The 18,935-nt window shown below is 68.3% G+C and carries 25 protein-coding genes; 15 read left to right on the forward strand and 10 right to left on the reverse strand.

The window, feature by feature from the left end:
* The first annotated feature begins 22 nt into the window (after window positions 1-22).
* The 7 genes from hflK (at window position 23) to ACAM58_RS10940 (ending at window position 6,368) form a co-directional block, all read left to right on the forward strand.
* A complete protein-coding gene (gene hflK / locus ACAM58_RS10910) occupies window positions 23-1,393 on the forward strand; it encodes an FtsH protease activity modulator HflK (RefSeq protein WP_278879059.1) in 1,371 nt (456 codons plus the stop codon).
* A gap of 16 nt (window positions 1,394-1,409) precedes the next feature.
* Window positions 1,410-2,315 (forward strand): protease modulator HflC, encoded by a 906-nt coding sequence (gene hflC / locus ACAM58_RS10915; protein ID WP_012747314.1) that lies wholly within the window; start codon window positions 1,410-1,412, stop codon window positions 2,313-2,315.
* Between the two features lie 20 nt (window positions 2,316-2,335).
* A complete protein-coding gene (locus tag ACAM58_RS10920; protein WP_012747315.1) occupies window positions 2,336-2,524 on the forward strand; it encodes a DUF2065 domain-containing protein in 189 nt (62 codons plus the stop codon).
* 43 nt (window positions 2,525-2,567) lie between these two features.
* Window positions 2,568-3,728: an ATP phosphoribosyltransferase regulatory subunit gene (locus ACAM58_RS10925; RefSeq protein WP_012747316.1), complete on the forward strand. Its 1,161-nt coding sequence runs from the start codon at window positions 2,568-2,570 to the stop codon at window positions 3,726-3,728.
* A gap of 23 nt (window positions 3,729-3,751) precedes the next feature.
* Window positions 3,752-5,083 carry an adenylosuccinate synthase gene (locus ACAM58_RS10930; RefSeq protein ID WP_012747317.1) on the forward strand — a complete coding sequence of 444 codons (1,332 nt, stop codon included), beginning with the start codon at window positions 3,752-3,754 and terminating at the stop codon, window positions 5,081-5,083.
* 19 nt (window positions 5,084-5,102) lie between these two features.
* Entirely contained in the window at window positions 5,103-5,627 is a 525-nt protein-coding gene (locus tag ACAM58_RS10935; RefSeq protein WP_012747318.1) for a phosphoribosyltransferase, read from the forward strand.
* 183 nt (window positions 5,628-5,810) lie between these two features.
* Window positions 5,811-6,368 (forward strand): hemerythrin domain-containing protein, encoded by a 558-nt coding sequence (locus ACAM58_RS10940; RefSeq protein ID WP_278876651.1) that lies wholly within the window; start codon window positions 5,811-5,813, stop codon window positions 6,366-6,368.
* Window positions 6,369-6,387: 19 nt separating this feature from the next.
* Here ACAM58_RS10940 and ACAM58_RS10945 read toward each other — a convergent pair whose 3' ends face one another.
* Together ACAM58_RS10945 and ACAM58_RS10950 are read right to left on the reverse strand one after the other, a co-directional pair.
* The gene (locus tag ACAM58_RS10945; protein ID WP_012747320.1) at window positions 6,388-6,840 is read right to left on the reverse strand and encodes a VOC family protein; all 453 of its coding nucleotides are present in this window, start codon (window positions 6,838-6,840) and stop codon (window positions 6,388-6,390) included.
* A 65-nt stretch (window positions 6,841-6,905) separates the two neighbouring features.
* Window positions 6,906-7,769: a helix-turn-helix domain-containing protein gene (locus ACAM58_RS10950; protein ID WP_369664423.1), complete on the reverse strand. Its 864-nt coding sequence runs from the start codon at window positions 7,767-7,769 to the stop codon at window positions 6,906-6,908.
* 75 nt (window positions 7,770-7,844) lie between these two features.
* Between ACAM58_RS10950 and ACAM58_RS10955 the strand changes: the two genes are divergently transcribed.
* Both ACAM58_RS10955 and ACAM58_RS10960 read left to right on the forward strand, forming a co-directional pair.
* Window positions 7,845-9,038 (forward strand): PLP-dependent transferase, encoded by a 1,194-nt coding sequence (locus ACAM58_RS10955; protein WP_369664424.1) that lies wholly within the window; start codon window positions 7,845-7,847, stop codon window positions 9,036-9,038.
* Between the two features lie 113 nt (window positions 9,039-9,151).
* On the forward strand, window positions 9,152-9,355 hold the full coding sequence (locus ACAM58_RS10960; protein WP_012747323.1) for a hypothetical protein: 204 nt from the start codon (window positions 9,152-9,154) through the stop codon (window positions 9,353-9,355).
* A 76-nt stretch (window positions 9,356-9,431) separates the two neighbouring features.
* On the opposite strand, the gene ACAM58_RS10965 is transcribed toward ACAM58_RS10960, so the two are convergent.
* Window positions 9,432-10,112, reverse strand: a complete 681-nt coding sequence (locus tag ACAM58_RS10965; protein WP_038106443.1) for an arylesterase — start codon at window positions 10,110-10,112, stop codon at window positions 9,432-9,434.
* On the opposite strand from ACAM58_RS10965, the gene ACAM58_RS10970 reads away from it, so the two are divergent.
* The 3 genes from ACAM58_RS10970 to rlmB are packed head-to-tail and all read left to right on the forward strand — an operon-like array spanning window position 10,111 to window position 12,590.
* Entirely contained in the window at window positions 10,111-10,833 is a 723-nt protein-coding gene (locus ACAM58_RS10970) for an ABC transporter ATP-binding protein (RefSeq protein ID WP_012747325.1), read from the forward strand. The genes ACAM58_RS10965 and ACAM58_RS10970 overlap by 2 nt on opposite strands.
* Complete coding sequence (locus ACAM58_RS10975; protein ID WP_369664425.1) at window positions 10,830-11,810, forward strand: hypothetical protein; 981 nt, start codon at window positions 10,830-10,832, stop codon at window positions 11,808-11,810. Before ACAM58_RS10970 ends, ACAM58_RS10975 begins: the two co-directional genes overlap by 4 nt.
* Before the next feature lie 33 nt (window positions 11,811-11,843).
* The gene (gene rlmB / locus ACAM58_RS10980) at window positions 11,844-12,590 is read left to right on the forward strand and encodes a 23S rRNA (guanosine(2251)-2'-O)-methyltransferase RlmB (RefSeq protein WP_012747327.1); all 747 of its coding nucleotides are present in this window, start codon (window positions 11,844-11,846) and stop codon (window positions 12,588-12,590) included.
* Between the two features lie 30 nt (window positions 12,591-12,620).
* Here rlmB and ACAM58_RS10985 read toward each other — a convergent pair whose 3' ends face one another.
* Window positions 12,621-12,791, reverse strand: coding sequence for a hypothetical protein (locus tag ACAM58_RS10985; RefSeq protein ID WP_018902777.1), 171 nt, complete (start codon window positions 12,789-12,791; stop codon window positions 12,621-12,623).
* A 110-nt stretch (window positions 12,792-12,901) separates the two neighbouring features.
* Window positions 12,902-13,489: a helix-turn-helix domain-containing protein gene (locus ACAM58_RS10990; protein ID WP_369664426.1), complete on the reverse strand. Its 588-nt coding sequence runs from the start codon at window positions 13,487-13,489 to the stop codon at window positions 12,902-12,904.
* A gap of 61 nt (window positions 13,490-13,550) precedes the next feature.
* On the opposite strand from ACAM58_RS10990, the gene ACAM58_RS10995 reads away from it, so the two are divergent.
* Window positions 13,551-14,072, forward strand: coding sequence for a GNAT family N-acetyltransferase (locus ACAM58_RS10995; protein WP_062361589.1), 522 nt, complete (start codon window positions 13,551-13,553; stop codon window positions 14,070-14,072).
* A 10-nt stretch (window positions 14,073-14,082) separates the two neighbouring features.
* Here the strand turns inward: ACAM58_RS10995 and ACAM58_RS11000 are convergent, their stop codons facing one another.
* From ACAM58_RS11000 to ACAM58_RS11015, 4 genes are read right to left on the reverse strand one after another with little or no spacing between them, the layout of a single operon-like run.
* The gene (locus tag ACAM58_RS11000; RefSeq protein ID WP_369664427.1) at window positions 14,083-14,559 is read right to left on the reverse strand and encodes a DUF3237 domain-containing protein; all 477 of its coding nucleotides are present in this window, start codon (window positions 14,557-14,559) and stop codon (window positions 14,083-14,085) included.
* 10 nt (window positions 14,560-14,569) lie between these two features.
* Window positions 14,570-15,538 carry an aldo/keto reductase gene (locus tag ACAM58_RS11005; protein ID WP_018902774.1) on the reverse strand — a complete coding sequence of 323 codons (969 nt, stop codon included), beginning with the start codon at window positions 15,536-15,538 and terminating at the stop codon, window positions 14,570-14,572.
* Window positions 15,539-15,568: 30 nt separating this feature from the next.
* Complete coding sequence (locus ACAM58_RS11010) at window positions 15,569-16,177, reverse strand: chromate transporter (protein ID WP_018902773.1); 609 nt, start codon at window positions 16,175-16,177, stop codon at window positions 15,569-15,571.
* A complete protein-coding gene (locus tag ACAM58_RS11015; protein ID WP_012747334.1) occupies window positions 16,174-16,764 on the reverse strand; it encodes a chromate transporter in 591 nt (196 codons plus the stop codon). The genes ACAM58_RS11010 and ACAM58_RS11015 overlap by 4 nt, the downstream gene beginning before the upstream one ends.
* Before the next feature lie 88 nt (window positions 16,765-16,852).
* Between ACAM58_RS11015 and ACAM58_RS11020 the strand changes: the two genes are divergently transcribed.
* Complete coding sequence (locus ACAM58_RS11020) at window positions 16,853-17,764, forward strand: YihY/virulence factor BrkB family protein (RefSeq protein WP_012747335.1); 912 nt, start codon at window positions 16,853-16,855, stop codon at window positions 17,762-17,764.
* A 12-nt stretch (window positions 17,765-17,776) separates the two neighbouring features.
* Here the strand turns inward: ACAM58_RS11020 and ACAM58_RS11025 are convergent, their stop codons facing one another.
* Window positions 17,777-18,328, reverse strand: coding sequence for a DUF924 family protein (locus tag ACAM58_RS11025; RefSeq protein WP_369664428.1), 552 nt, complete (start codon window positions 18,326-18,328; stop codon window positions 17,777-17,779).
* Between the two features lie 116 nt (window positions 18,329-18,444).
* On the opposite strand from ACAM58_RS11025, the gene ACAM58_RS11030 reads away from it, so the two are divergent.
* Window positions 18,445-18,894, forward strand: a complete 450-nt coding sequence (locus tag ACAM58_RS11030; protein WP_012747337.1) for a CHRD domain-containing protein — start codon at window positions 18,445-18,447, stop codon at window positions 18,892-18,894.
* The last annotated feature ends 41 nt before the right edge of the window (window positions 18,895-18,935 follow it).

Below are 18,935 nucleotides of genomic sequence, written 5' to 3' on the forward strand. Positions count from 1 at the left end.
AGCGTGGAGAGGGTTTCTGGGCATGTTCAACCTGAACGATGGCCGATGGGGCCGTGGCGACGAGCCGTCGTCCAACGGCGATCGCCCAACCGGCAACCGGCCTCCCGACGCGGACCCGCCGGGCGGCCCGACGCCACCGCCCTCGGGCAACAACAACGGCAACGGCAACCGCCCCCGCGGCCAGGGCCCGAACCAGGGCCCGCCCGACCTCGATGAACTCTGGCGCGACCTCAACCGCAAGCTGGGCGGCTTCTTCGGCGGCAAGGGCGGCGGCAATCGCCCCACCGGCGGCGGCAATGGCGGTGGCGGCAACGGCTATCGGCCGGACATGAAGAATGCCGGCTTCGGCCTCGGCCTGGTGGCGGCGGTGGCCGTTCTCATCTGGCTCGGGACCGGCTTCTTCATCGTGAACGAAGGCCAGCAGGCCGTGGTGACGCAGTTCGGCCGCTACAAGACGACGGTGAATGCCGGCTTCAACTGGCGCCTGCCGTATCCCATCCAGCGCCACGAGGTGGTGGTGGTCACGCAGATCCGCTCGACCGACGTGGGCCGCGACGCCATCGTGCGCTCCACCGGCCTGCGCGAATCGGCCATGCTGACCGAAGACGAGAACATCGTCGAAATCAAGTTCGCCGTGCAGTACCGCCTGAGCAATGCGCAGGCCTGGCTCTACGAGAGTAAGTCGCCGGCCGAAACCATCGTGCAGGTGGCCGAGAGCTCCGTGCGCGAGGTGGTCGGCAAGATGAAGATGGATGCCGCGCTGGCCGAGGAGCGCGACCAGATCGCTCCGCGCGTGCGGCAATTGATGCAAACCATCCTCGACCGCTACAAGATCGGTGTCGAAGTGGTCGGCATCAACCTGCAGCAGGGAGGAGTGCGTCCCCCCGAGCAGGTGCAGGCCGCGTTCGACGACGTGCTCAAGGCCGGCCAGGAGCGCGAGCGCACCAAGAACGATGCGCAGGCCTATGCCAACCAGGTCGTGCCGCTTGCCGCCGGTACGTCCTCGCGGCTCAAGGAAGAGTCCGAAGCCTACAAGGCGCGCATCGTCGCACAGGCACAGGGCGATGCCGGCCGCTTCAGTGCGGTGCTGGCCGAGTACCAGAAGGCGCCGCAGGTGACGCGCGACCGCATGTACACCGACGCCATGCAGCAGATCTATGCCAGCACCACCAAGGTGCTGGTCGATACCAAGCAAGGCTCCAACCTGCTGTACCTGCCGCTGGACAAGCTCATGCAGCTGAGCGGCAGCAACCCGGCCGCAACGCCGGTCGATGCGGCCAGCCCCAGCGTGGCGGGTACCGCGCCCGCCCAGTCGTCGGTGATTCCGGTGGTGCCGCCATCGAGCGAGAGCCGCGCCCGCGATGGCCGTTCGCGTGATCGCGACGTGCGTTGAAAAGGCCAGGAAGAACATGAACAGAATCGGATTCATCGCCTCGTCGATCCTCGTCTTGCTCGTGCTGCTGAGCTCGACCCTCTTCGTGGTCGACCAGCGCCAGTTCGGCGTGGTCTATGCCCTTGGCCAGATCAAGAGCGTCATCACCGAGCCGGGCCTCAACTTCAAGCTGCCGCCGCCGTTCCAGAACGTGTCGTACATCGACAAGCGGCTGCTCACGCTCTCCAGCCTCGACACCGAGCCGATGCTCACGGCCGAGAAGCAGCGCGTGGTGATCGACTGGTACGTGCGCTGGCGCATCACCGATCCGCAGGCCTACATCCGCAACGTCGGCCTCGACGAAAACGCGGGCGCCACGCAGCTCAACCGCGTGGTGCGCAACGCCTTCCAGGAAAACATCAACAAGCGCACCGTGCGCGACCTGATCTCGGTGCGCCGCGAAGCGCTGATGGCCGACGTGCAGCGAGAAGTGCTGGCCGTGGTGAAGGGCTCCAAGCCCTGGGGCGTGGACGTGGTCGACGTGCGCATCACGCGTGTGGACTATGTGGAAGCCATCACCGAATCGGTCTACCGCCGCATGGAGGCCGAGCGCAAGCGCGTGGCCAATGAACTGCGTTCGACCGGTACGGCCGAAGGTGAAAAGATCCGCGCCGACGCCGACCGCCAGCGCGAAGTGATCGTGGCGAACGCCTACCGCGACGCCCAGAAGATCAAGGGCGAGGGCGATGCCCAGGCCGCCGCCGCCTACAGCGAGGCCTTCGGCCGTGACCCGCAGTTCGCGCAGTTCTATCGCAGCCTCGAGGCCTACAAGCAAAGCTTCAACAAGAAGAGCGACGTGATGGTGCTCGACCCGTCGTCGGACTTCTTCCGGGCCATGCAGAGCTCGGGCACGCCCGCAGGCAACGCTCCTCCGCGCCGCTGATCCTGCGCCGGGCCGTCGCCGTGAGCGCCGAAATCTTCTGGAGCGCGCTGGCGCTGGTCCTGGTGATCGAGGGCATCCTGCCTTTCGTCTCGCCAGGCGGGTGGCGGCGCGGTTTCGGGCAGCTCATGCAGCTGCGCGACGGCCAGCTGCGCTTCTTCGGACTTTGCAGCATCTTGCTGGGTTTGGCCCTTCTTTGGCTGCTGGGGTAGCGCGGCCCGGTAGAATCCCGGTTTAACCACGCCCCCGATCCCCATGTCCGCCTGGGTCCTCCCGGATCACATTGCCGATGTGCTGCCTTCCGAGGCGCGCCACATCGAAGAACTTCGACGCCAGCTGCTCGATACCGCCCGTGGCTATGGCTACGAGCTGGTGATGCCGCCGCTGCTCGAGCACCTCGAGTCGCTGCTGTCCGGCACCGGCGAGGCGCTCGACCTCCAAACCTTCAAGCTGGTCGACCAGCTCTCCGGCCGCAGCATGGGCCTGAGGGCCGACACCACGCCCCAGGTGGCGCGCATCGACGCCCACCTGCTGAACCGCGAAGGCGTGGCACGCCTGTGCTACTGCGGACCGGTGCTGCACACCCGCCCCGACCGGCCGCATGCCACGCGCGAGCCGCTGCAGTTCGGGGCCGAGATCTACGGCCATGCGGGGCTCGAGGCCGACACCGAAGTGCTGCTGCTGGCACTCGACTGCCTGCATGCATCGGGCCTGAGCGACGGCGTGATCGTCGACCTGGCGGATGCGCGCATCGTGCGGGCGCTGTTCGCCGGCGTGCCGGTCGACGCCGCCGTGCTGGCGCGCGTGCATGCGGCGCTGGTTGCCAAGGATGCGAGCGAACTGCATGCGCTCACGCGCAGTTTCCCGGCTGCGTCGCGCGACGGCCTGCGCGCGCTGGTCCAGCTGTATGGCGATGCGTCGGTGCTCGACGAAGCCGCCAAGGCCCTCAAGGGCACGCCGGCCGTGAGCGCGGCACTGGCCGGATTGAAGCAGCTGGCCGCGAGCCTCGGTGCCGATCCGGCGCGGCAGATCAGCTTCGACCTGGCCGACCTGCGTGGCTATGCCTACTACAGCGGCATGCGCTTCGGCATCTACGTGCCGGGCGCGGCCGATGCGCTGGTGCGCGGCGGGCGCTACGACGAAGTCGGCGCCGTGTTCGGCCGCAACCGGCCGGCGGTCGGCTTCAGCCTGGACGTGCGCGAACTGGTCGGCGTGCTGCCGGCCCGTCCGCTGCGCGCGGCCATCCGCGCGCCCTGGAGCGACGCGGCCGGCCTGCGCGAGGCCATTGCCGGGCTGCGCAAGGCCGGCGAGATCGTGGTCTGCGTGCTGCCGGGCCACGGCAGCGAAATCGATGAATTCCACTGCGACCGCGAGCTCGTCGAGCACGCAGGGCAGTGGCAAGTCCGAGCCCTCTGATTTTTTGAAGTAATGGAACGAGCATGAGCGTAACCACCGGAAGAAACGTGGTCGTCGTCGGCACCCAGTGGGGCGATGAAGGCAAGGGCAAGCTGGTCGACTGGCTGACGGAAAGCGCCCAGGGCGTGGTCCGCTTCCAGGGCGGCCACAACGCGGGCCACACGCTGGTCATCAACGGCGTGAAGACCGCGCTGCACCTGATCCCGAGCGGCATCATGCGGCCCGGCGTCAAGTGCTACATCGGCAACGGCGTGGTGCTTTCGGCTGCCAAGCTGTTCGAGGAAATCGAAGGGCTCGAAAAGGCCGGCGTCGAAGTGCGTTCGCGCCTGCGCATCAGCGAGGCCTGCCCGCTGATCCTGCCTTTCCACGCGGCGCTCGACATCGCGCGGGAAACGTATCGCGAAAAAGGTGGCGTCGAGAAGATCGGCACCACCGGCCGCGGCATCGGCCCGGCCTACGAAGACAAGATCGCGCGCCGCGCGCTGCGCGTGCAGGACCTGAAGCACCCGGAGCGTTTCGCGACCAAGCTGCGCGTGCTGCTCGACCTGCACAACCACGTGCTGACACAAGTGCTCGGCGCGCCCGCCATCGACTTCGACCTGGTGTTCGACGAGGCCATGCGCCATGCCGCGCTGCTCAAGCCGATGATGGCCGACGTGTCGCGCGAACTGAACGACGCGCACAAGGCCGGCGCCAACCTGCTGTTCGAAGGCGCGCAGGGCACGCTGCTCGACGTCGACCACGGCACCTACCCCTACGTCACCTCGAGCAACTGCGTGGCCGGCAATGCCGCCGCGGGCTCGGGCGTGGGCCCGGGCATGCTGCACTACATCCTGGGCATCACCAAGGCCTACTGCACGCGCGTGGGCGGCGGTCCGTTCCCGACGGAACTCGACTGGGCCACGCCGGGCACGCCGGGCTACCACATGAGCACCGTGGGCGCCGAAAAAGGCGTCACCACGGGCCGCAGCCGCCGCTGCGGCTGGTTCGATGCCGCGCTGCTCAAGCGCTCGGCGCAGGTCAACGGCCTGTCGGGCCTGTGCATCACCAAGCTCGACGTGCTCGACGGGCTCGAGAAGCTCGAGCTGTGCACCGGCTACGAGCTCGACGGCGAGACCACCGACATCCTGCCCATGGGCGCCGACGAGATCGAGCGCTGCACCCCCATCTACGAGACCCTCGAAGGCTGGAGCGAGAGCACCGTCGGCGTCACGCAGTACGACAAGCTGCCCGTGAATGCACGGCTCTACCTGCAGCGCATCGAGCAGATCACGGGCGTGCCGATCCACATGGTTTCCACGAGCCCTGATCGCGACCACACGATCATGATGCGCCACCCCTATCTCGCGGACTGAACAGGAACGAACCCCCACCATGTTGACCGAAGACGGCAAGCATCTCTACGTCAGCTACGACGAGTACAACAACCTGATCGAGAAGCTCGCGATCAAGATCCACCAGTCGGGCTGGCAGTTCGACACCATCCTGTGCCTCGCGCGCGGCGGCATGCGGCCCGGCGACGTGCTTTCGCGCATCTTCGACAAGCCGCTGGCGATCATGTCGACCAGCTCCTACCGCGCCGACGCCGGCACGGTGCAGGGGCACCTGGACATCGCGCGCTTCATCACCACGCCCAAGGGCGAGATCGCCGGCCGGGTGCTGCTGGTGGACGACCTGGCCGACTCGGGCCACACGCTGCATGCGGTGATGGACATGCTGCGCAACAACTACAAGCCGATCACCGAACTGCGCAGCGCGGTGATCTGGACCAAGGCGCTGTCGACCTTCACGCCCGACTACTCGGTCGAGTACCTGCCGACCAATCCGTGGATCCACCAGCCCTTCGAAGGCTACGACTCGCTGGGCGCCGAGAAGCTGCTGGAGAAGTGGTCGGTCTGACCGACCCCGCTGCTGCGCCTGCGGCAGCGCCTCATCGGCATTCGGGCCGCCACGCTGTAGGCGCAGCGCGCATCTGCGCCGGCGCGGCTTGCAGCAGCCCCCGCAACGGCGTAGAACCATAGCGTTAAAGCCTCAAGTTCACAGGCAAGCTTGGAGCCGTTCGCGGCTTCGAAGGAGTGAAGCATGTTGGCGGCCGAATGCGCGTGGGCCATCTTGCGCGCCGAGCACGTTCGCACCCGGGAGCTGCTGGCTCGCCTTGAAACGGCGATGAAGGCAGGGGGCGAAGCGGGCGTCCGGCAGCGGGCAAGGTCGGCCATCGAAGCCATCGAGCGCCTTCAGGCCTTCGAAGAAACAACGCACCGCCCCAAGGGCGTTGTCATGCTGAACATGCTGCGCGGCAGGTCGAGCGAGGCCGACGGGCTTCTCGACCAGCTCGATTCGGAGAGCGAGCGCTGCAGCGGCCTGCTTGCACAGGCAAAGATCCTGCTCGCGCGCGCCGAATCAGGCGACAACACGGGCGCGGACGTGGACGCCGACGCGCTGCTGCGGCAGCACCGGCAATTGATGTCCGCGCATCTGGACAAGGAAGACACGCTGTTGCATTCGCATACGGCGCTGCTGCTCAGTCCGGAGGAATGGGCCGCCGTGGTCTCGTCCATCTCGAAGGAGGTGGGAGCGGCCAGGAAGCGCGGGCATCGCCGTTCGCCGCTGCGCGGACAAGTCCCGAAGCCCGCAGGCTGACATTCCGTGCGACGGGTGCCTAGGCGCCTTCGGAATCGAACATCGCGGTGTAGCGCCGCTGCATTTCCTCCGGCGTCAGCTTCTCGATGCTGTGGCCCACGTTCCAGCGATGGCCGAAGGGGTCGCGGAACACGCCCGATCGCTCGCCGTAGAACTGGTCCTGCGGCGCCATGTCGAGCGTGGCGCCGGCCGCCACGGCACGCGCCACCACGGCGTCGGCATCGTCCACGTGCAGGTGCAGCGTCACCGCAGTGCCGCCCAGCGTCCTGGCGCTGGGAATGCCGTATTCGGCGAACTCGTCCGAGATCATCAGGATTGCGCCGTTGTGGAAGTCGAGTTCCGCATGGCCGATGCGGCCGCTCGGCTCGGTGAGGCGGAAGATCTCCTTGACCTCGAAGACCTTGCAATAGAAGTCGATGGCCGCGCCGGCATCGTCGACGCAGAGGTACGGAAACAGTTCGTGGATTGCCATGAGGGTTGCCTTTCGGAAGGAAGGAAGAAGCCATGTCCCGGCGCCGATTCTGCGGCGCCGCCCCGCTAGCGTCTTGAACGAATTTGACCTGCGGCCGCCGGCACGTGCCGCGGCGACACGGCCCCGGACTGCCGCCAGGCCTCTGGCGGCATGCCCGCCATCGCCGAGAACTCGCGGCTCAGGTGCGCCTGGTCGCTGTAGCCCGCGGCGAGCGCGATCTCGGCCCAGCTCTGCACCGGGCCGCCGGCCAGCGCCAGCGCGCGGTCGAAGCGCATCACCCGCGCATATTCCTTCGGGCCAAGGCCGATGCCGCTGCGAAAAAGGGCGATGAAGCGGCGGTGGCTGTAGCCGCTGCGTGCCACCAGCGCGGCGATCGGCGGGTTCTCGCGCGCCAGCGGACCGAGCGCTGCGGCAATGGCCGGGTGCAGGCCGCGCAGGCCGGCGCCTTGCGAATCGATGGCGCGCTGGGCGAGCAAGGCTTCGAAGGCCGCCAGCTGCGCTTCGAGGCTGCCCGCCGCGTGGATCCGTTCGAGCGCGGCGTTGGCCTGCTGCGCACCCCAGAGCGCGTCGAGCGGCGTGTGCTGGCCGGCCAGCGCGTCTTCGGGTGCGCCGAGCAGCGCGCGGGCGGCCCCTGGCTGGAGCTGCGCGCCGACCGAGCGCGTGGCCACCGAAACGTCGCGCATGTAGGGGGCGGCACGTGCACCGCCGACGATCGCATGGCCGCAGGTCTGGCCGCGCACGTCGCCCGGGCCGCCGAACAGCTTCAGCGGCGGCCCCGAGAGCCGGAACACCAGGTGCATGCCCCCGGTGGGCAGCACGTGTTCGCGCGCGCCCGGCTGCCCGGCGGCCGCGCCCGCGGGGGCCGAGGCCCACATCAGCCGCACGTAGGGACGCAGGCAGGGGGCGGGGAGTCTTGTCAGCTGCGGCATGCTGCAGCCCTGGGGAAAAACCGGCTGTTGCCCATCGGCGCATTGTGCGGCGGATTGCCGCGCTAGCATCGGGCCATGAGCAAGCCTTCCACGACCCTGATCCACCACCCCTACACGCCGCCCGCCAACTTCGCCGCGCCGCAGCCGGGCATCTACAAGGCATCGACCGTGTTCTTTGCCGACGTGGCCGCGATGCGCGCGCGCGACTGGAAGACCAAGGCCGGCTACACCTACGGCCTGCATGGCACGCCAACCACCTTCACGCTCGAGGAGCGCCTGGCCACGCTCGAAGGCGGCGCCGAGTGCCTGCTGGTGCCGAGCGGCCTGGCCGCCATTTCGCTGGTTTCCTTCGCCTTCCTGAAGAGTGGCGACGAGGTGCTGATTCCCGACAACGCCTACGGCCCCAACAAGGCGCTGGCGACCGGCGAGCTGGCCAACTTCGGCATCACGCACCGCCTGTACGACGCGATGAATCCTGCCGACCTGGCCGCCAAGCTCTCGGACCGCACGCGGCTGGTGTGGCTCGAGGCGGCGGGCTCGGTGACGATGGAGTTTCCGGACCTGCCGGCGCTCGTGAAAGCCTGCCGTGCGCGCGGCGTGGTGACGGCGCTGGACAACACCTGGGGCGCGGGCCTCGCGTTCGCGCCCTTCGACTTCAACGGCAGCGGGCAGGGCGTGGACATCTCGGTGCATGCGCTCACCAAGTACCCGAGCGGCGGCGGCGACGTGCTGATGGGCAGCGTCGTCACGCGCGACGAGCGGCTGCACCGCGCGCTCAAGCTCACCCATATGCGCACGGGCTTCGGCGTGGGCGTCGGCGACGTGGAAACACTGCTGCGGTCGCTGCCGAGCATCGGGCTGCGCTATGCCGCGCACGACCGTTCGGCGCGCGAACTGGCGCGCTGGCTTGCCGGCCGCGAAGAGATCGCGCAGGTGCTCCACCCGGCACTCGAAGGATCGCCCGGCCATGCCAACTGGCGTGCGCTGTGCGGCGGCACGGACCTGGCGGCGGGCCTGTTCTCGGTCGTGTTCGACGAAAGCTTCAGCACCGAGCAGGTCGACCGCTTCTGCGACAGCCTGAACCTGTTCCGCCTCGGCTATTCGTGGGGCGGCCCGGTGAGCCTGGTGGTGCCGTACGACATCGGCCTGATGCGCGATGCCAGCGTGGCGCGCTGGCCGCACAAGGGCACGCTGGTGCGCTTCTCGGTCGGGCTGGAAGATGTGGAAGACCTGCGGTCCGACCTGCAGCAGGCGCTCGCGCGGATGTAAGAGAAGTTTTCCGGATGCCGGGGCCCGCCGCTCCACGGGCTTTGGGTGCACCGTTATCGCTTACAGTTGGATGACACGCAGTCGCTTTGACTGCCTCGTTCAAGGAGAGAACAGTGGCAACACCCAATTACGGCTACGAAAAGCGCCAGAAGGAGCTGGCCAAGAAGAAGAAAAAGGAAGAGAAGCTCCGCGAAAAGGCCAATCGCAAGCTCTCCCCGAGCAGCGACGGCCTGGCCCCGGGTGACCCGGAAACCGACGTGGCCTCGCTCGAGCGCGATCCGCCGACGGTGCCCGATCTGCCGACCAAGAACGGCTGATCCCAGATCAAGGCTCTCGACAAGAAAGCCGCTGCGGGCCCTCGGGCCTGGAGCGGCTTTTTCTGTTTCGGCAGGCCTACTTGGCGGCGAGCAGCTTGCGCAGTTCCGGCCAGACGTTGTCGAGCAGCTGCGGCTGCGCGGCGGCCGTGGGATGGATGCGGTCGGCCTGGAACAGCGCCAGCGCGTCGGGCGCATCGGCCACGCCCTTGAGCAGGAAGGGCACCAGCGCCGCCTTGGTGGTGCTGGCCACCTTGCCGAACACAGCCTCGAAGCGCCGCGTGTAGTCGCCACCGTAGTTGGGCGGCACCTGGATGCCGACGATCAGCACCTTGGCGCCGGCCGCCTGCGCCGCCTTGGTGATCTGCAGCAGGTTGTCCTCGGTGTTCTGCAGCGGCAGGCCGCGCAGCGCATCGTTGGCGCCGAGTTCGACCACCACGTGGGTGGGCTTGTGCTGCGCCAGCAGCGAGGCAAAGCGGGCCCGTCCGCCCGAGCTGGTGTCGCCGCTGATGCTGGCATTGACCACCGTGGCCGGGATCTTCTGCTGGGCGAGGCGCTTCTCGAGCAGGGGCACCCAGCCTTCGCCGCGCTTGAGGCCGTACTCGGCGCTCAGCGAATCGCCAAGCACCAGGATCACGGGCTGGCGGGGCGCTGGGGCCTGCGCGGCCTGGGCATGGGCTGCCGTCCATGTCCCTGCGCTGCCGAGTGCGGCAGCGCTCAAGATAAAGTCACGTCGTTTCAAAACGAAAAGCCTTTCCATGTCCCAACCCCCGTCTGATGCCATTGTCGCAGTCGAGCATGTGTTCAAGTCCGTGACCGACTCGACCGGTACGCTCGACATTCTGCAGAACATCGATTTCACCCTGGGCGCGCGGGAGACCGCCGCCATCGTGGGTGCCTCGGGTTCGGGCAAGAGCACCTTGCTGTCGATCATTGCCGGGCTCGACACGCCCACGCGCGGCACCGTCAGGCTCGCGGGCGATGACATCTTTGCCATCGACGAGGACGAGCGCGCCGCGCTGCGCGCCCAGCGCGTGGGCTTCGTGTTCCAGAGCTTCCAGCTGCTGGGCAACCTGAGCGCGCTCGAGAACGTGATGCTGCCGCTCGAACTGGCCGACCGCAAGGACGCGCGCAAGGCCGCCACCGAGATGCTCGGGCGCGTCGGCCTCGGCCAGCGGCTCGGCCACTATCCCAAGGTGCTCTCGGGCGGCGAGCAGCAGCGCGTGGCGCTGGCCAGGGCCTTCGTGGTGCAGCCGGCGCTGCTGCTGGCCGACGAGCCCACCGGCAGCCTCGACTTCGCGACCGGCGAGCAGGTCATGCGGCTGATGTTCGACCTGAACCGCGAGCTCGGCACCACGCTCGTGCTGGTCACGCACGACCGCGGCATTGCGGCCCAGTGCGAGCGCCGCATCACCATCGAGGCCGGGCGCATGGCGCTCAACGAGTCGACGCCGGTGCTGGTGGCTTCGCTGCAGGCATGATCGTTCCCCGGTTCTGGGCCGAAGGCCGCATCCAGCAGCACGTCGCGGGCAAGCAGATCACGGTGCGGCGCTACGGCTGGTCCGACGAGAGCCCGATCGCCGCCCAGGCCCATGCCGACCAGCGCACGCAAGAGGCATTCGAGCGCATCGCTGCGGGCGAGGCGCTCAACCGCCGCGAGCGCAAGCTGGCCTACAACGGCGCCGAAGGCGTGCCCATCCGCGAAGAGATCGTCGAGCGGCAGGGTGACACCGTCATCACGCGCAACAGCTATGGCGCGCGCTGCCTCAACACGCCCGACGTGCTGTTCGTCGACATCGACTTCGACGAACCCCTGCGCGGCAGCGTCTTCGGCTTTGCACTGGCGCCCGCGCTGATCGCCGGCATCGTCGGCGGCTGGACCGCCAAGACCTGGCTGGGCGGGCTGATCGCGGCCATCGTGGTCTTTGCCGTCGCCTACCGCATCGGCCTGGCCAGGAAGCGCGGCGAGGCCAGCGGCAACCCCGCGCCCGAAAAGCGCGCGGCCGAGCGCATCGGGCGCTTCGTCCACCAGCACCCCGACTGGCACCTGCGCCTGTACCGCACGCCGGCCGGATTCCGCGTGCTGGCGATGCACGACGTCTTCAGCCCGGCCGACATGGCGGTGGCCGACTGCTTCCATGCGCTGGGCGTCGACAAGGTCTACGCACGCATGTGCCGCAACCAGAACTGCTTTCGCGCCCGCCTGAGCGCCAAGCCCTGGCGCATCGGCATCGGCGAGCACCTGCGGCCGCGGCCGGGCGTGTGGCCCGTGTCGCCCGAGAAGCTGCCGCTGCGCGATGCCTGGGTCGCGCGCTACGAAAAGGCCGCCGAAGGCCATGCCGCCTGCCAGTACCTGGAAAGCGCCGGCAACAGCGCACGGGTGCATCCGAACGCGCTGGCCGTGCAGCAGCTGCACGACGAACGCACCCGCGCGCACAGCGGATTGCCCATGGCCTGAAGGACGGGGCGCGCAGGCCTCGATAATCGGGGGATGTCTTCCCCCAAAGTGATCTTCGGCTTCCATGCCGTGGGCGTGCGCATCAAGACCGCGCCCAAATCGGTGCTCGAAGTGATGTTCGACACCAGCCGGCGCGATGCGCGCATGAAACAGTTCATCGCCCGCGCACAGGAGGCCGGCGTGCGGCTGGTCGAGGCCGACGGGCTGCGGCTGGCCAAGCTCAGCGGCAGCCATGGTCACCAGGGCGTGGTCGCGCGGGTCGAGCCCATTGCGCAGGTGCGTTCGCTCGACGAATTGCTCGAAGGCCTGGAGGAGGCCGGCACCGTGCCGCTCCTGCTGGTGCTCGACGGCGTGACCGATCCGCACAACCTGGGCGCCTGCCTGCGCGTGGCCGACGGTGCCGGGGCCCATGCGGTGATCGCGCCCAAGGACCATGCGGCCGGCATCAACGCGACCGTGGCCAAGGTGGCAAGCGGCGCGGCCGAGACGGTGCCCTACTTCATGGTGACCAACCTCGCGCGCACGCTGAACGAACTCAAGGAACGCAGCATCTGGTGCGTCGGCACCAGCGACGATGCGCCCGGCACCCTCTACCAGAGCGACCTCAAGCGGCCGCTGGCGCTGGTGCTCGGCGCCGAAGGCGAGGGCATGCGCCAGCTCACCCGCAAGACCTGCGACGAGCTCGTGAGCATTCCCATGGCGGGCGCGGTCGAGAGCCTGAACGTTTCCGTAGCCAGCGGCGTGTGCCTCTACGAGGCCATGCGGCAGCGCAGCGCCTGAGGCGGCGCTGCGACCGGGGCGCGGTTCGAATCAGGAAGGGTCTTTGCTGCGCGTGCGGCCCACCGCGCTGAAGATGCCGATGCCCAGGATGATCAGCGCACCGATGCCGATGTAGAGCGTCGGCACGCCGGCCACCGAGGCGCCCCAGGCGAGGCCGGCGAGGAAGATCAGAAAACCGATCATGTAGAGCACAAAGGACATGCGTGTTCCCCCGGAAGCTTTGATGCCTTGCAGTATCCCGGCCGGTCCCGGGGCGGGCACAGGCCGGTGTCTCCAGTCGCTGTGGGAACTTGCCTACTACTTTCGCGCCGCTATGCCGGGGAGGCGACCAGCAGGTAGCGGCAGCCCGCGCGGCCGAGCGCCTTGAAGACCAGCGGCCGGTCGACGCCGAAATCCAGGCAGTCGCCGGGCGCGAGTTCGAAGCGCTCGTCGCCGTAGTCCACCCGCAGCGCGCCTTCGAGCATCCACAGGCATTGCCGGTACGGCTTGCCGCTCCAGCGCGGATAGGCGACCTGCGCCGAACGCGGCAATTCGATCTCGACCATCTCCACGCCGCCGCTCGCGCCGCGCTCGGCGACCTGGCGCCGCAGGTAGCCTGCCTCGGGATCGCGCCAGACTTCCTGTTCGGCCCGGGGGCGCAGCCGGCGCGGCGAAGCCTTGTCCTCCGTCAGCAGCTGCGCGAGCGGCACGCCCAGGCCGGCGGCCAGCCGGCCCAGCAGCACGGCCGTCGGGCTGCTCTCCGCGCGCTCCACCTTCGAGATCATGGCCTTGCTGACGCCGGAAAGCTCGGCCAGCTCGGCCAGGCTCAGCGCCTTGGCCTGGCGCAGCGCCAGCAGCCGGGCGGCAATGAGCGCGTCGATGCCGGAGGGCTCGGCGGGCGGAGATGAATTGTTTCTCATATGAGATTATTATTCTCCTATATTGGACGAATTGAAATTGGACAGCCTGAAAGGAACGAACATGCGCCTGGTCCCCTGCACCGAGGAAGCCCACGCGGGCGCCATCCTTGCCATCCTCAACGAGGCCATTGCCAATTCGACGGCGCTGTACGACTACAAGCCGCGCACGCCCGAGAGCATGGTGGCGTGGTTCGCCACCAAGCGCGCCAACGGCTTTCCCGTGATCGGCGCGGAAGACGAGAGCGGCAAGCTGCTGGGTTTTGCGAGCTACGGCACGTTCCGCGCCTTTCCGGCCTACAAGTACACGGTGGAGCACTCGGTGTATGTCGAGGCGGGCCACCGCGGCGCGGGCCTCGGCCGCAGGCTCATGGAGGCGATCATTGCCGAGGCCGTGGCGCACGACGTGCACGTCATGGTCGGCGCCATCGATGCCGCCAACGCCGGCAGCATCGGGCTGCACGAGCGCCTGGGATTCGAGCATGCCGGCACCGTGCGGCAGGCCGGATTCAAGTTCGGCCGCTGGCTCGACGTGGCCTTCTACCAGCGCATTCTTTCCACGCCGCTGAATCCGGTCGACGGCTAGCTCGCGCGAACTACATGAGCGCGAAGAAGCGCATCACGACTTCGGCCGGGTGCCTGAAGCCCGCCCCGACGAACATGCGCTCGTTGATCCATTTCAGAGAAGCAGAGGCCGTCTCGAAGCGCGGACTGCAGCGGAAGTAGACCTGCGCCGGATCGACCGGCTCGCCGCGCAGCAGCATGGCCATGACCTCTGGCGCGGCCGCGCGAATGGCGTGGTTCTGCACGTAGACCAGGTCGCCCGCATCGGTTTCCAGCCCGTAGCGCGCGTCCAGTTCGGAGAGCGTGTCGCTCACGATCAATTGAAAGTCGCTGCCGCCCGGCAGCACCCGGGCGCGCCAGCCGTGGCCCGATGCTTCCCCGCCCGTGATCGGCACCACGCGGCGCAGGCCGCGCGCGCTGCTGCCCAGCACCTGCGGCACGCCCACTTCGACGCGCAGGTCGGCGAAGTGCTCGAGCAGGGGCGTGGCGATGGCGTCGAAGCCGCTCATGGGGCCCGCCTCAGGCCTCGGGGGTCTCGGCGCTGGCCCGGTCCAGCATCTGGATGGTGCCGGCATCGAGCTTCAGCTGGGTGGCGACCACCAGTTCCTCCAGTTGCGCGATGGAGGTGGCGCTGGCGATCGGTGCGGTGACCGAAGGGCGCGCGATCTGCCAGGCAATGGCCACCTGGCCCGGCTTGGCGTTGTACTGCTGGGCCACCTTGTCGAGCGCCTCGAGAATGCGCAGGCCCCGCGGGTTCAGGTACTTCTTGATGGTGGTGGCGCCGCGTGCGCTCTTGGCGGCGTCGGCCTCGGTGCGGTACTTGCCGGTCAGGAAACCGGCCGCCAGCGCATAGAAGTTGATCACGCCCACTTCGCGCTTCAGGCACAGCGGCTCCAGCTCGTCCTCGAACACCGCGCGGTCGTAGAGGTTGTACAGCGGCTGCAGGCTCTCGTAGCGCGCAATGCCCAGCCGCTCCGAGACGTCGAGCGCCTCGGCCAGCCGGGGCGCGCTGTAGTTGGAGGCGCCGATGGCGCGCACCTTGCCGGCCTTGATGAGTTCGTCGAAGGCCTGCAGCGAATCTTCGAGCGGGGTGGCGGCATCGTCGTCGTGCGACTGGTACAGGTCGATGAAGTCGGTCTGCAGGCGCTTGAGCGAGGCTTCCACCGCTTCGCGGATGTAGGCCGGCGAAAGGCCCGACTTGCCTTCGCCCATCGGCTTGCCGACCTTGGTGGCCAGCACCACGCGGTTGCGCTTGCCGCTTTGCTTGAGCCACTTGCCGATGATGGTCTCGGACTCGCCGCCGCTGTGGCCCGGCACCCAGGCCGAATAGACGTCGGCGGTGTCGATGAAGTTGAACCCCGCGTCCACCCAGGCGTCGAGCAGGCGGAACGAGGTGGCCTCGTCCGCCGTCCAGCCGAACACGTTGCCGCCGAAGGCCAGCGGTGAAACCAGGAGGCCGGAGCGGCCGAGCGAGCGGAGTTGCGACATGAGTTTGTTTCCTGAGGAAGAGAACGAGGATCAGACGAAGCCCACGGCACCGAGCAGCGCACCCGCGCCCAGCAGCCAGAGCAGGTGGACGCGCGTGCGCCAGACGATAAGCGCGGCCACTGCGGTCAGCAGCCACAGATGCCATGCAGGCGCGTCGCCGGCATGGTTACCCGCCGCCAGCACCCAGCCGGTGGCGATCAGCAGGCCCACCACCACCGGCGCCATGCCCTGCTTGAAGGCGCGCACGCCGCGCCGGTCGCGGTTGCGGTGGCCCCAGCGCGTGGCCAGGTAGGTGAGGGTGGTGCTGGGCAGCATGATGCCCAGCATGGTGACCATGAGCCCGAACAGGCCCAGCAGCCAGGCACCCGGCCCCGCGCCGATGCCGCCGCCCGCATTGAGCCCGACGTTCCAGCCCATCAGCGCGACGAAGAGCACGTTCGGCCCGGGCGCGGCCTGGGCGATGGCCACCGAGGAGCTGAACTGCGCATCGCTGAGCCAGCCGTGCTGCGCAACGAGGTAGCGGTGCATGTCCGGAACCGTAGTGATGGCGCCGCTGATCGACAGCAGCGACAGCAGCAGGTACTGGCCGAAGAGCGCCAGCCAGTCGTGCCATTGCATGGCGATGGTCAGCTGGCTCATGCGGCGATCCTGCGCCAGGTCCACGCACAGGCCACGCCGCCCACGGCCAGCAGCACCCAGCCGAGCGGCATCTTGAACAGCGCAATCGCGCCGAACACCAGCGCGACGAAGGCCAGGCAGGTGGCAAAGCCCAGCGGGTGCTTGCGCAGCTGCGGAATCAGCTTGATGCCGGTGGCGGCGATCAGCCCGCCCGACACCGCGCCCATGCCGCGCAGCGCGGCGGCCACCTGCGGGTTGGCGGCGTAGTGGGCATAGAGCACGGCCAGCACCAGGATGACCACGAGCGGTATCGCGAGCATGCCGGCCACCGCGGCAATGGCGCCGCGCAGGCCGAAGTAGCGGTCGCCGATCATCAGTGCGAGGTTGATCACGTTCGGCCCCGGCATCACCTGGGCCACGGCCCAGTCTTCCAGGAACTGCTCGGGCGTGAGCCAGCGCTTCTTCTCCACCATCTCGCGCTGGACGATGGCCAGCACGCCACCGAAGCCCTGCAGCGCAAGCCAGGTGAATGAAACAAAAAGGTCGCGTGGCGACTTCGGTTGCGGATGGGCGGACGGCGCCGCCGCGCCTGAAGGAGACGGATGCATGTGGATGCGATTATCGTAGCCAGGCCTGCAACATGCCGGGCATCGGGCTGACATGCCCCTGCATCACTCAAAGGGAGACTCCACCGCCATGCAAATCCGCGCGCTCTTCGATCTCTGCAAGCAGGCCGTGGCCTCCTGGTCCAACGACTACGCTCCGAGCATGGGTGCCGCGCTGGCCTACTACACGGTGTTCTCGATCGCGCCGCTGCTGCTGATCGTGATCTCGGTGGCCGGCCTCGTGTTCGGCCAGGAGGCCGCGCGCGGCGAGATCTTCGCGCAGCTTTCCGGCCTCATGGGCGCGCAGGGCGCGGCCGCGGTGCAGGGCATGCTGCAGGCGGTCAACAAGCCGGCCGAAGGCATCGTGGCCACGGTGGTCGGCCTGGGCCTGCTGGTGGTCGGCGCGACCACCGTCTTCGGCGAACTGCAGGACGCGCTCGACCGCATCTGGCGGGCGCCGGCGCGCACCAAGAGCAAGGGCCTGTTCAACCTGCTGCGCGTGCGGCTGCTGTCGTTCAGCATGATCATGGCCATCGGCTTCCTGCTGATGGTGTCGCTGGTGGCCAGTGCGGCGCTGGCGGCGCTCAGCAAGTGGTGGGCGCCGGTGTTCGGCGGCTGGGCCACGCTGGCGCAGGCGGTGAATTTCGTCTTCAGCTTTGCGATGGTGACGGTGATCTTCGCGATGATCTACAAGATCATGCCGCGCGTCAGGGTGCAGTGGCGCGACGTGTGGGTGGGCGCGGCGGTCACGGCGCTGCTGTTCACCATCGGCAAGCACCTGATCGGCCTGTACATCGGCAAGAGCAGCGTGGCCTCGGGCTACGGTGCGGCAGGTTCGCTGGTCGTGGTGCTGGTGTGGGTGTACTACTCGGCGCAGATCTTCCTGCTCGGGGCCGAGTTCACCTGGGTCTATGCCAAGACCTATGGCTCGCTCAAGAACATGGGGCGCAGCGCCGACGCGAATCCTTCGCCGACGCGCTCGGACCCGCTGCCGCAGCGCTAGGGCAGGCCCTGGCTATCCCGCGAAGCCGCCCTCGTCGAGGAAGCGCTGCTCCTCCGCGCTGCTGGTGCGCCCGAGCAGCTTGTTGCGGTGCGGAAAGCGGCCGAAGCGCGCAATGATGTCGCGGTGCAGCACCGCGAAGCGCTGGGTGTTGGCATCGAGCGCAGCGTTGAGCTCGACCGAGCGCTGCTGGTCGACCAGCGACTCGGAATGCATGAAGGGCAGGTAGAAAAAGCGCCGCAACTCCTCGTCGGTCTTCAGGTCGAGGCCCGCTTCGATCGCCTGGCGGGCGATGGCCAGCGCCTTGGCATCGGTGGCCAGCATGCGCGCGTTTCCGCGCCAGGTGTTGCGCGGAAACTGGTCGAGCAGCACCAGCAGTGCCAGGGCGCCCTCGGCGCCCTGCGCCCAATGGTCGAGCTCGCCGCGCGCGGCCGCTTCGTGGGCGGCAAGGAAGCGTTCGCGGAACTGCGCGTCGAAGGTTTCGTTCTTGGCAAACCATCGTTCGGGCCCGGCTTGGCGCCAGAAGCCGACGATGTCACGGGCGGTGGGGAGCTCGGCAGGGTTCATGGCCGCATTCTCTTTCAGCCCGCGCCCGGCCGCCAAAGTCGCGGTGGTGGCCGACAAGGCAAATGGCAAGGCCTGCCTATGCTGTAGCGGTTTTCATAACTCAGGAGATAAAGCTCATGACCCGATATGGCAGCTTTTTGCGCGCAACCCTCATCGCCGGCGTGGCCAGTGCCGCGCTGGCCGGTTGCGGAATGATGTCCAGGTCGAACACCGCGAGCTTCAGTGGCGCGATGAACGCCGCCAGCGAAGTGCCGCCCAACATGACGCGCGGCAGCGGCCTGGCGGAGGCCTGGCTCAACCGGGACACCAACGTCCTCAAGTACAAGATCACCTACAGCGGCCTGAGCGGCCCGGCCACCGCGGCGCACTTCCATGGCCCGGCGGCCGCGGGCGCCAATGCCGGCGTGGTGCTGCCCTTTGCCAACGCGGCCAGCCCGATCGAGGGCCAGGCCACGCTCACGCCGGCGCAGGCGGCCGACCTGATCGCCGGCAAGTGGTACGCCAACGTTCACACCGCCGCCAACCCGGGCGGTGAAATCCGGGGCCAGATGCTGCCCAAGATGTGAGGGGGCCAAGCGGCGCGCGGTCAGCTTGCGGTCTTCGCGCT

The organism is Variovorax sp. V116 (assembly GCF_041154435.1).
Classification (GTDB): Bacteria; Pseudomonadota; Gammaproteobacteria; order Burkholderiales; family Burkholderiaceae_C; genus Variovorax; species Variovorax paradoxus.

Excerpts from the sequence above, each read along its gene's own strand:
- ACAM58_RS10925 (WP_012747316.1), top strand. The coding sequence starts at position 2,568 with ATGTCCGCCTGGGTCCTCCCGGATCACATTGCCGATGTGCTGCCTTCC.
- ACAM58_RS10930 (WP_012747317.1), top strand. The coding sequence starts at position 3,752 with ATGAGCGTAACCACCGGAAGAAACGTGGTCGTCGTCGGCACCCAGTGG.
- ACAM58_RS11020 (WP_012747335.1), top strand. The coding sequence starts at position 16,853 with ATGCAAATCCGCGCGCTCTTCGATCTCTGCAAGCAGGCCGTGGCCTCC.
- ACAM58_RS10985 (WP_018902777.1), bottom strand. The coding sequence starts at position 12,791 with ATGTCCTTTGTGCTCTACATGATCGGTTTTCTGATCTTCCTCGCCGGC.
- ACAM58_RS10995 (WP_062361589.1), top strand. The coding sequence starts at position 13,551 with ATGCGCCTGGTCCCCTGCACCGAGGAAGCCCACGCGGGCGCCATCCTT.
- ACAM58_RS10965 (WP_038106443.1), bottom strand. The coding sequence starts at position 10,112 with ATGGAAAGGCTTTTCGTTTTGAAACGACGTGACTTTATCTTGAGCGCT.
- ACAM58_RS10990 (WP_369664426.1), bottom strand. The coding sequence starts at position 13,489 with ATGAGAAACAATTCATCTCCGCCCGCCGAGCCCTCCGGCATCGACGCG.
- ACAM58_RS10940 (WP_278876651.1), top strand. The coding sequence starts at position 5,811 with ATGTTGGCGGCCGAATGCGCGTGGGCCATCTTGCGCGCCGAGCACGTT.
- ACAM58_RS11015 (WP_012747334.1), bottom strand. The coding sequence starts at position 16,764 with ATGCATCCGTCTCCTTCAGGCGCGGCGGCGCCGTCCGCCCATCCGCAA.
- ACAM58_RS11030 (WP_012747337.1), top strand. The coding sequence starts at position 18,445 with ATGACCCGATATGGCAGCTTTTTGCGCGCAACCCTCATCGCCGGCGTG.
- hflK (WP_278879059.1), top strand. The coding sequence starts at position 23 with ATGTTCAACCTGAACGATGGCCGATGGGGCCGTGGCGACGAGCCGTCG.
- ACAM58_RS10935 (WP_012747318.1), top strand. The coding sequence starts at position 5,103 with ATGTTGACCGAAGACGGCAAGCATCTCTACGTCAGCTACGACGAGTAC.
- ACAM58_RS10950 (WP_369664423.1), bottom strand. The coding sequence starts at position 7,769 with ATGCCGCAGCTGACAAGACTCCCCGCCCCCTGCCTGCGTCCCTACGTG.
- ACAM58_RS10970 (WP_012747325.1), top strand. The coding sequence starts at position 10,111 with ATGTCCCAACCCCCGTCTGATGCCATTGTCGCAGTCGAGCATGTGTTC.
- ACAM58_RS11025 (WP_369664428.1), bottom strand. The coding sequence starts at position 18,328 with ATGAACCCTGCCGAGCTCCCCACCGCCCGTGACATCGTCGGCTTCTGG.
- ACAM58_RS11010 (WP_018902773.1), bottom strand. The coding sequence starts at position 16,177 with ATGAGCCAGCTGACCATCGCCATGCAATGGCACGACTGGCTGGCGCTC.
- ACAM58_RS11005 (WP_018902774.1), bottom strand. The coding sequence starts at position 15,538 with ATGTCGCAACTCCGCTCGCTCGGCCGCTCCGGCCTCCTGGTTTCACCG.
- ACAM58_RS10975 (WP_369664425.1), top strand. The coding sequence starts at position 10,830 with ATGATCGTTCCCCGGTTCTGGGCCGAAGGCCGCATCCAGCAGCACGTC.
- ACAM58_RS10945 (WP_012747320.1), bottom strand. The coding sequence starts at position 6,840 with ATGGCAATCCACGAACTGTTTCCGTACCTCTGCGTCGACGATGCCGGC.
- ACAM58_RS10955 (WP_369664424.1), top strand. The coding sequence starts at position 7,845 with ATGAGCAAGCCTTCCACGACCCTGATCCACCACCCCTACACGCCGCCC.
- hflC (WP_012747314.1), top strand. The coding sequence starts at position 1,410 with ATGAACAGAATCGGATTCATCGCCTCGTCGATCCTCGTCTTGCTCGTG.
- ACAM58_RS11000 (WP_369664427.1), bottom strand. The coding sequence starts at position 14,559 with ATGAGCGGCTTCGACGCCATCGCCACGCCCCTGCTCGAGCACTTCGCC.
- rlmB (WP_012747327.1), top strand. The coding sequence starts at position 11,844 with ATGTCTTCCCCCAAAGTGATCTTCGGCTTCCATGCCGTGGGCGTGCGC.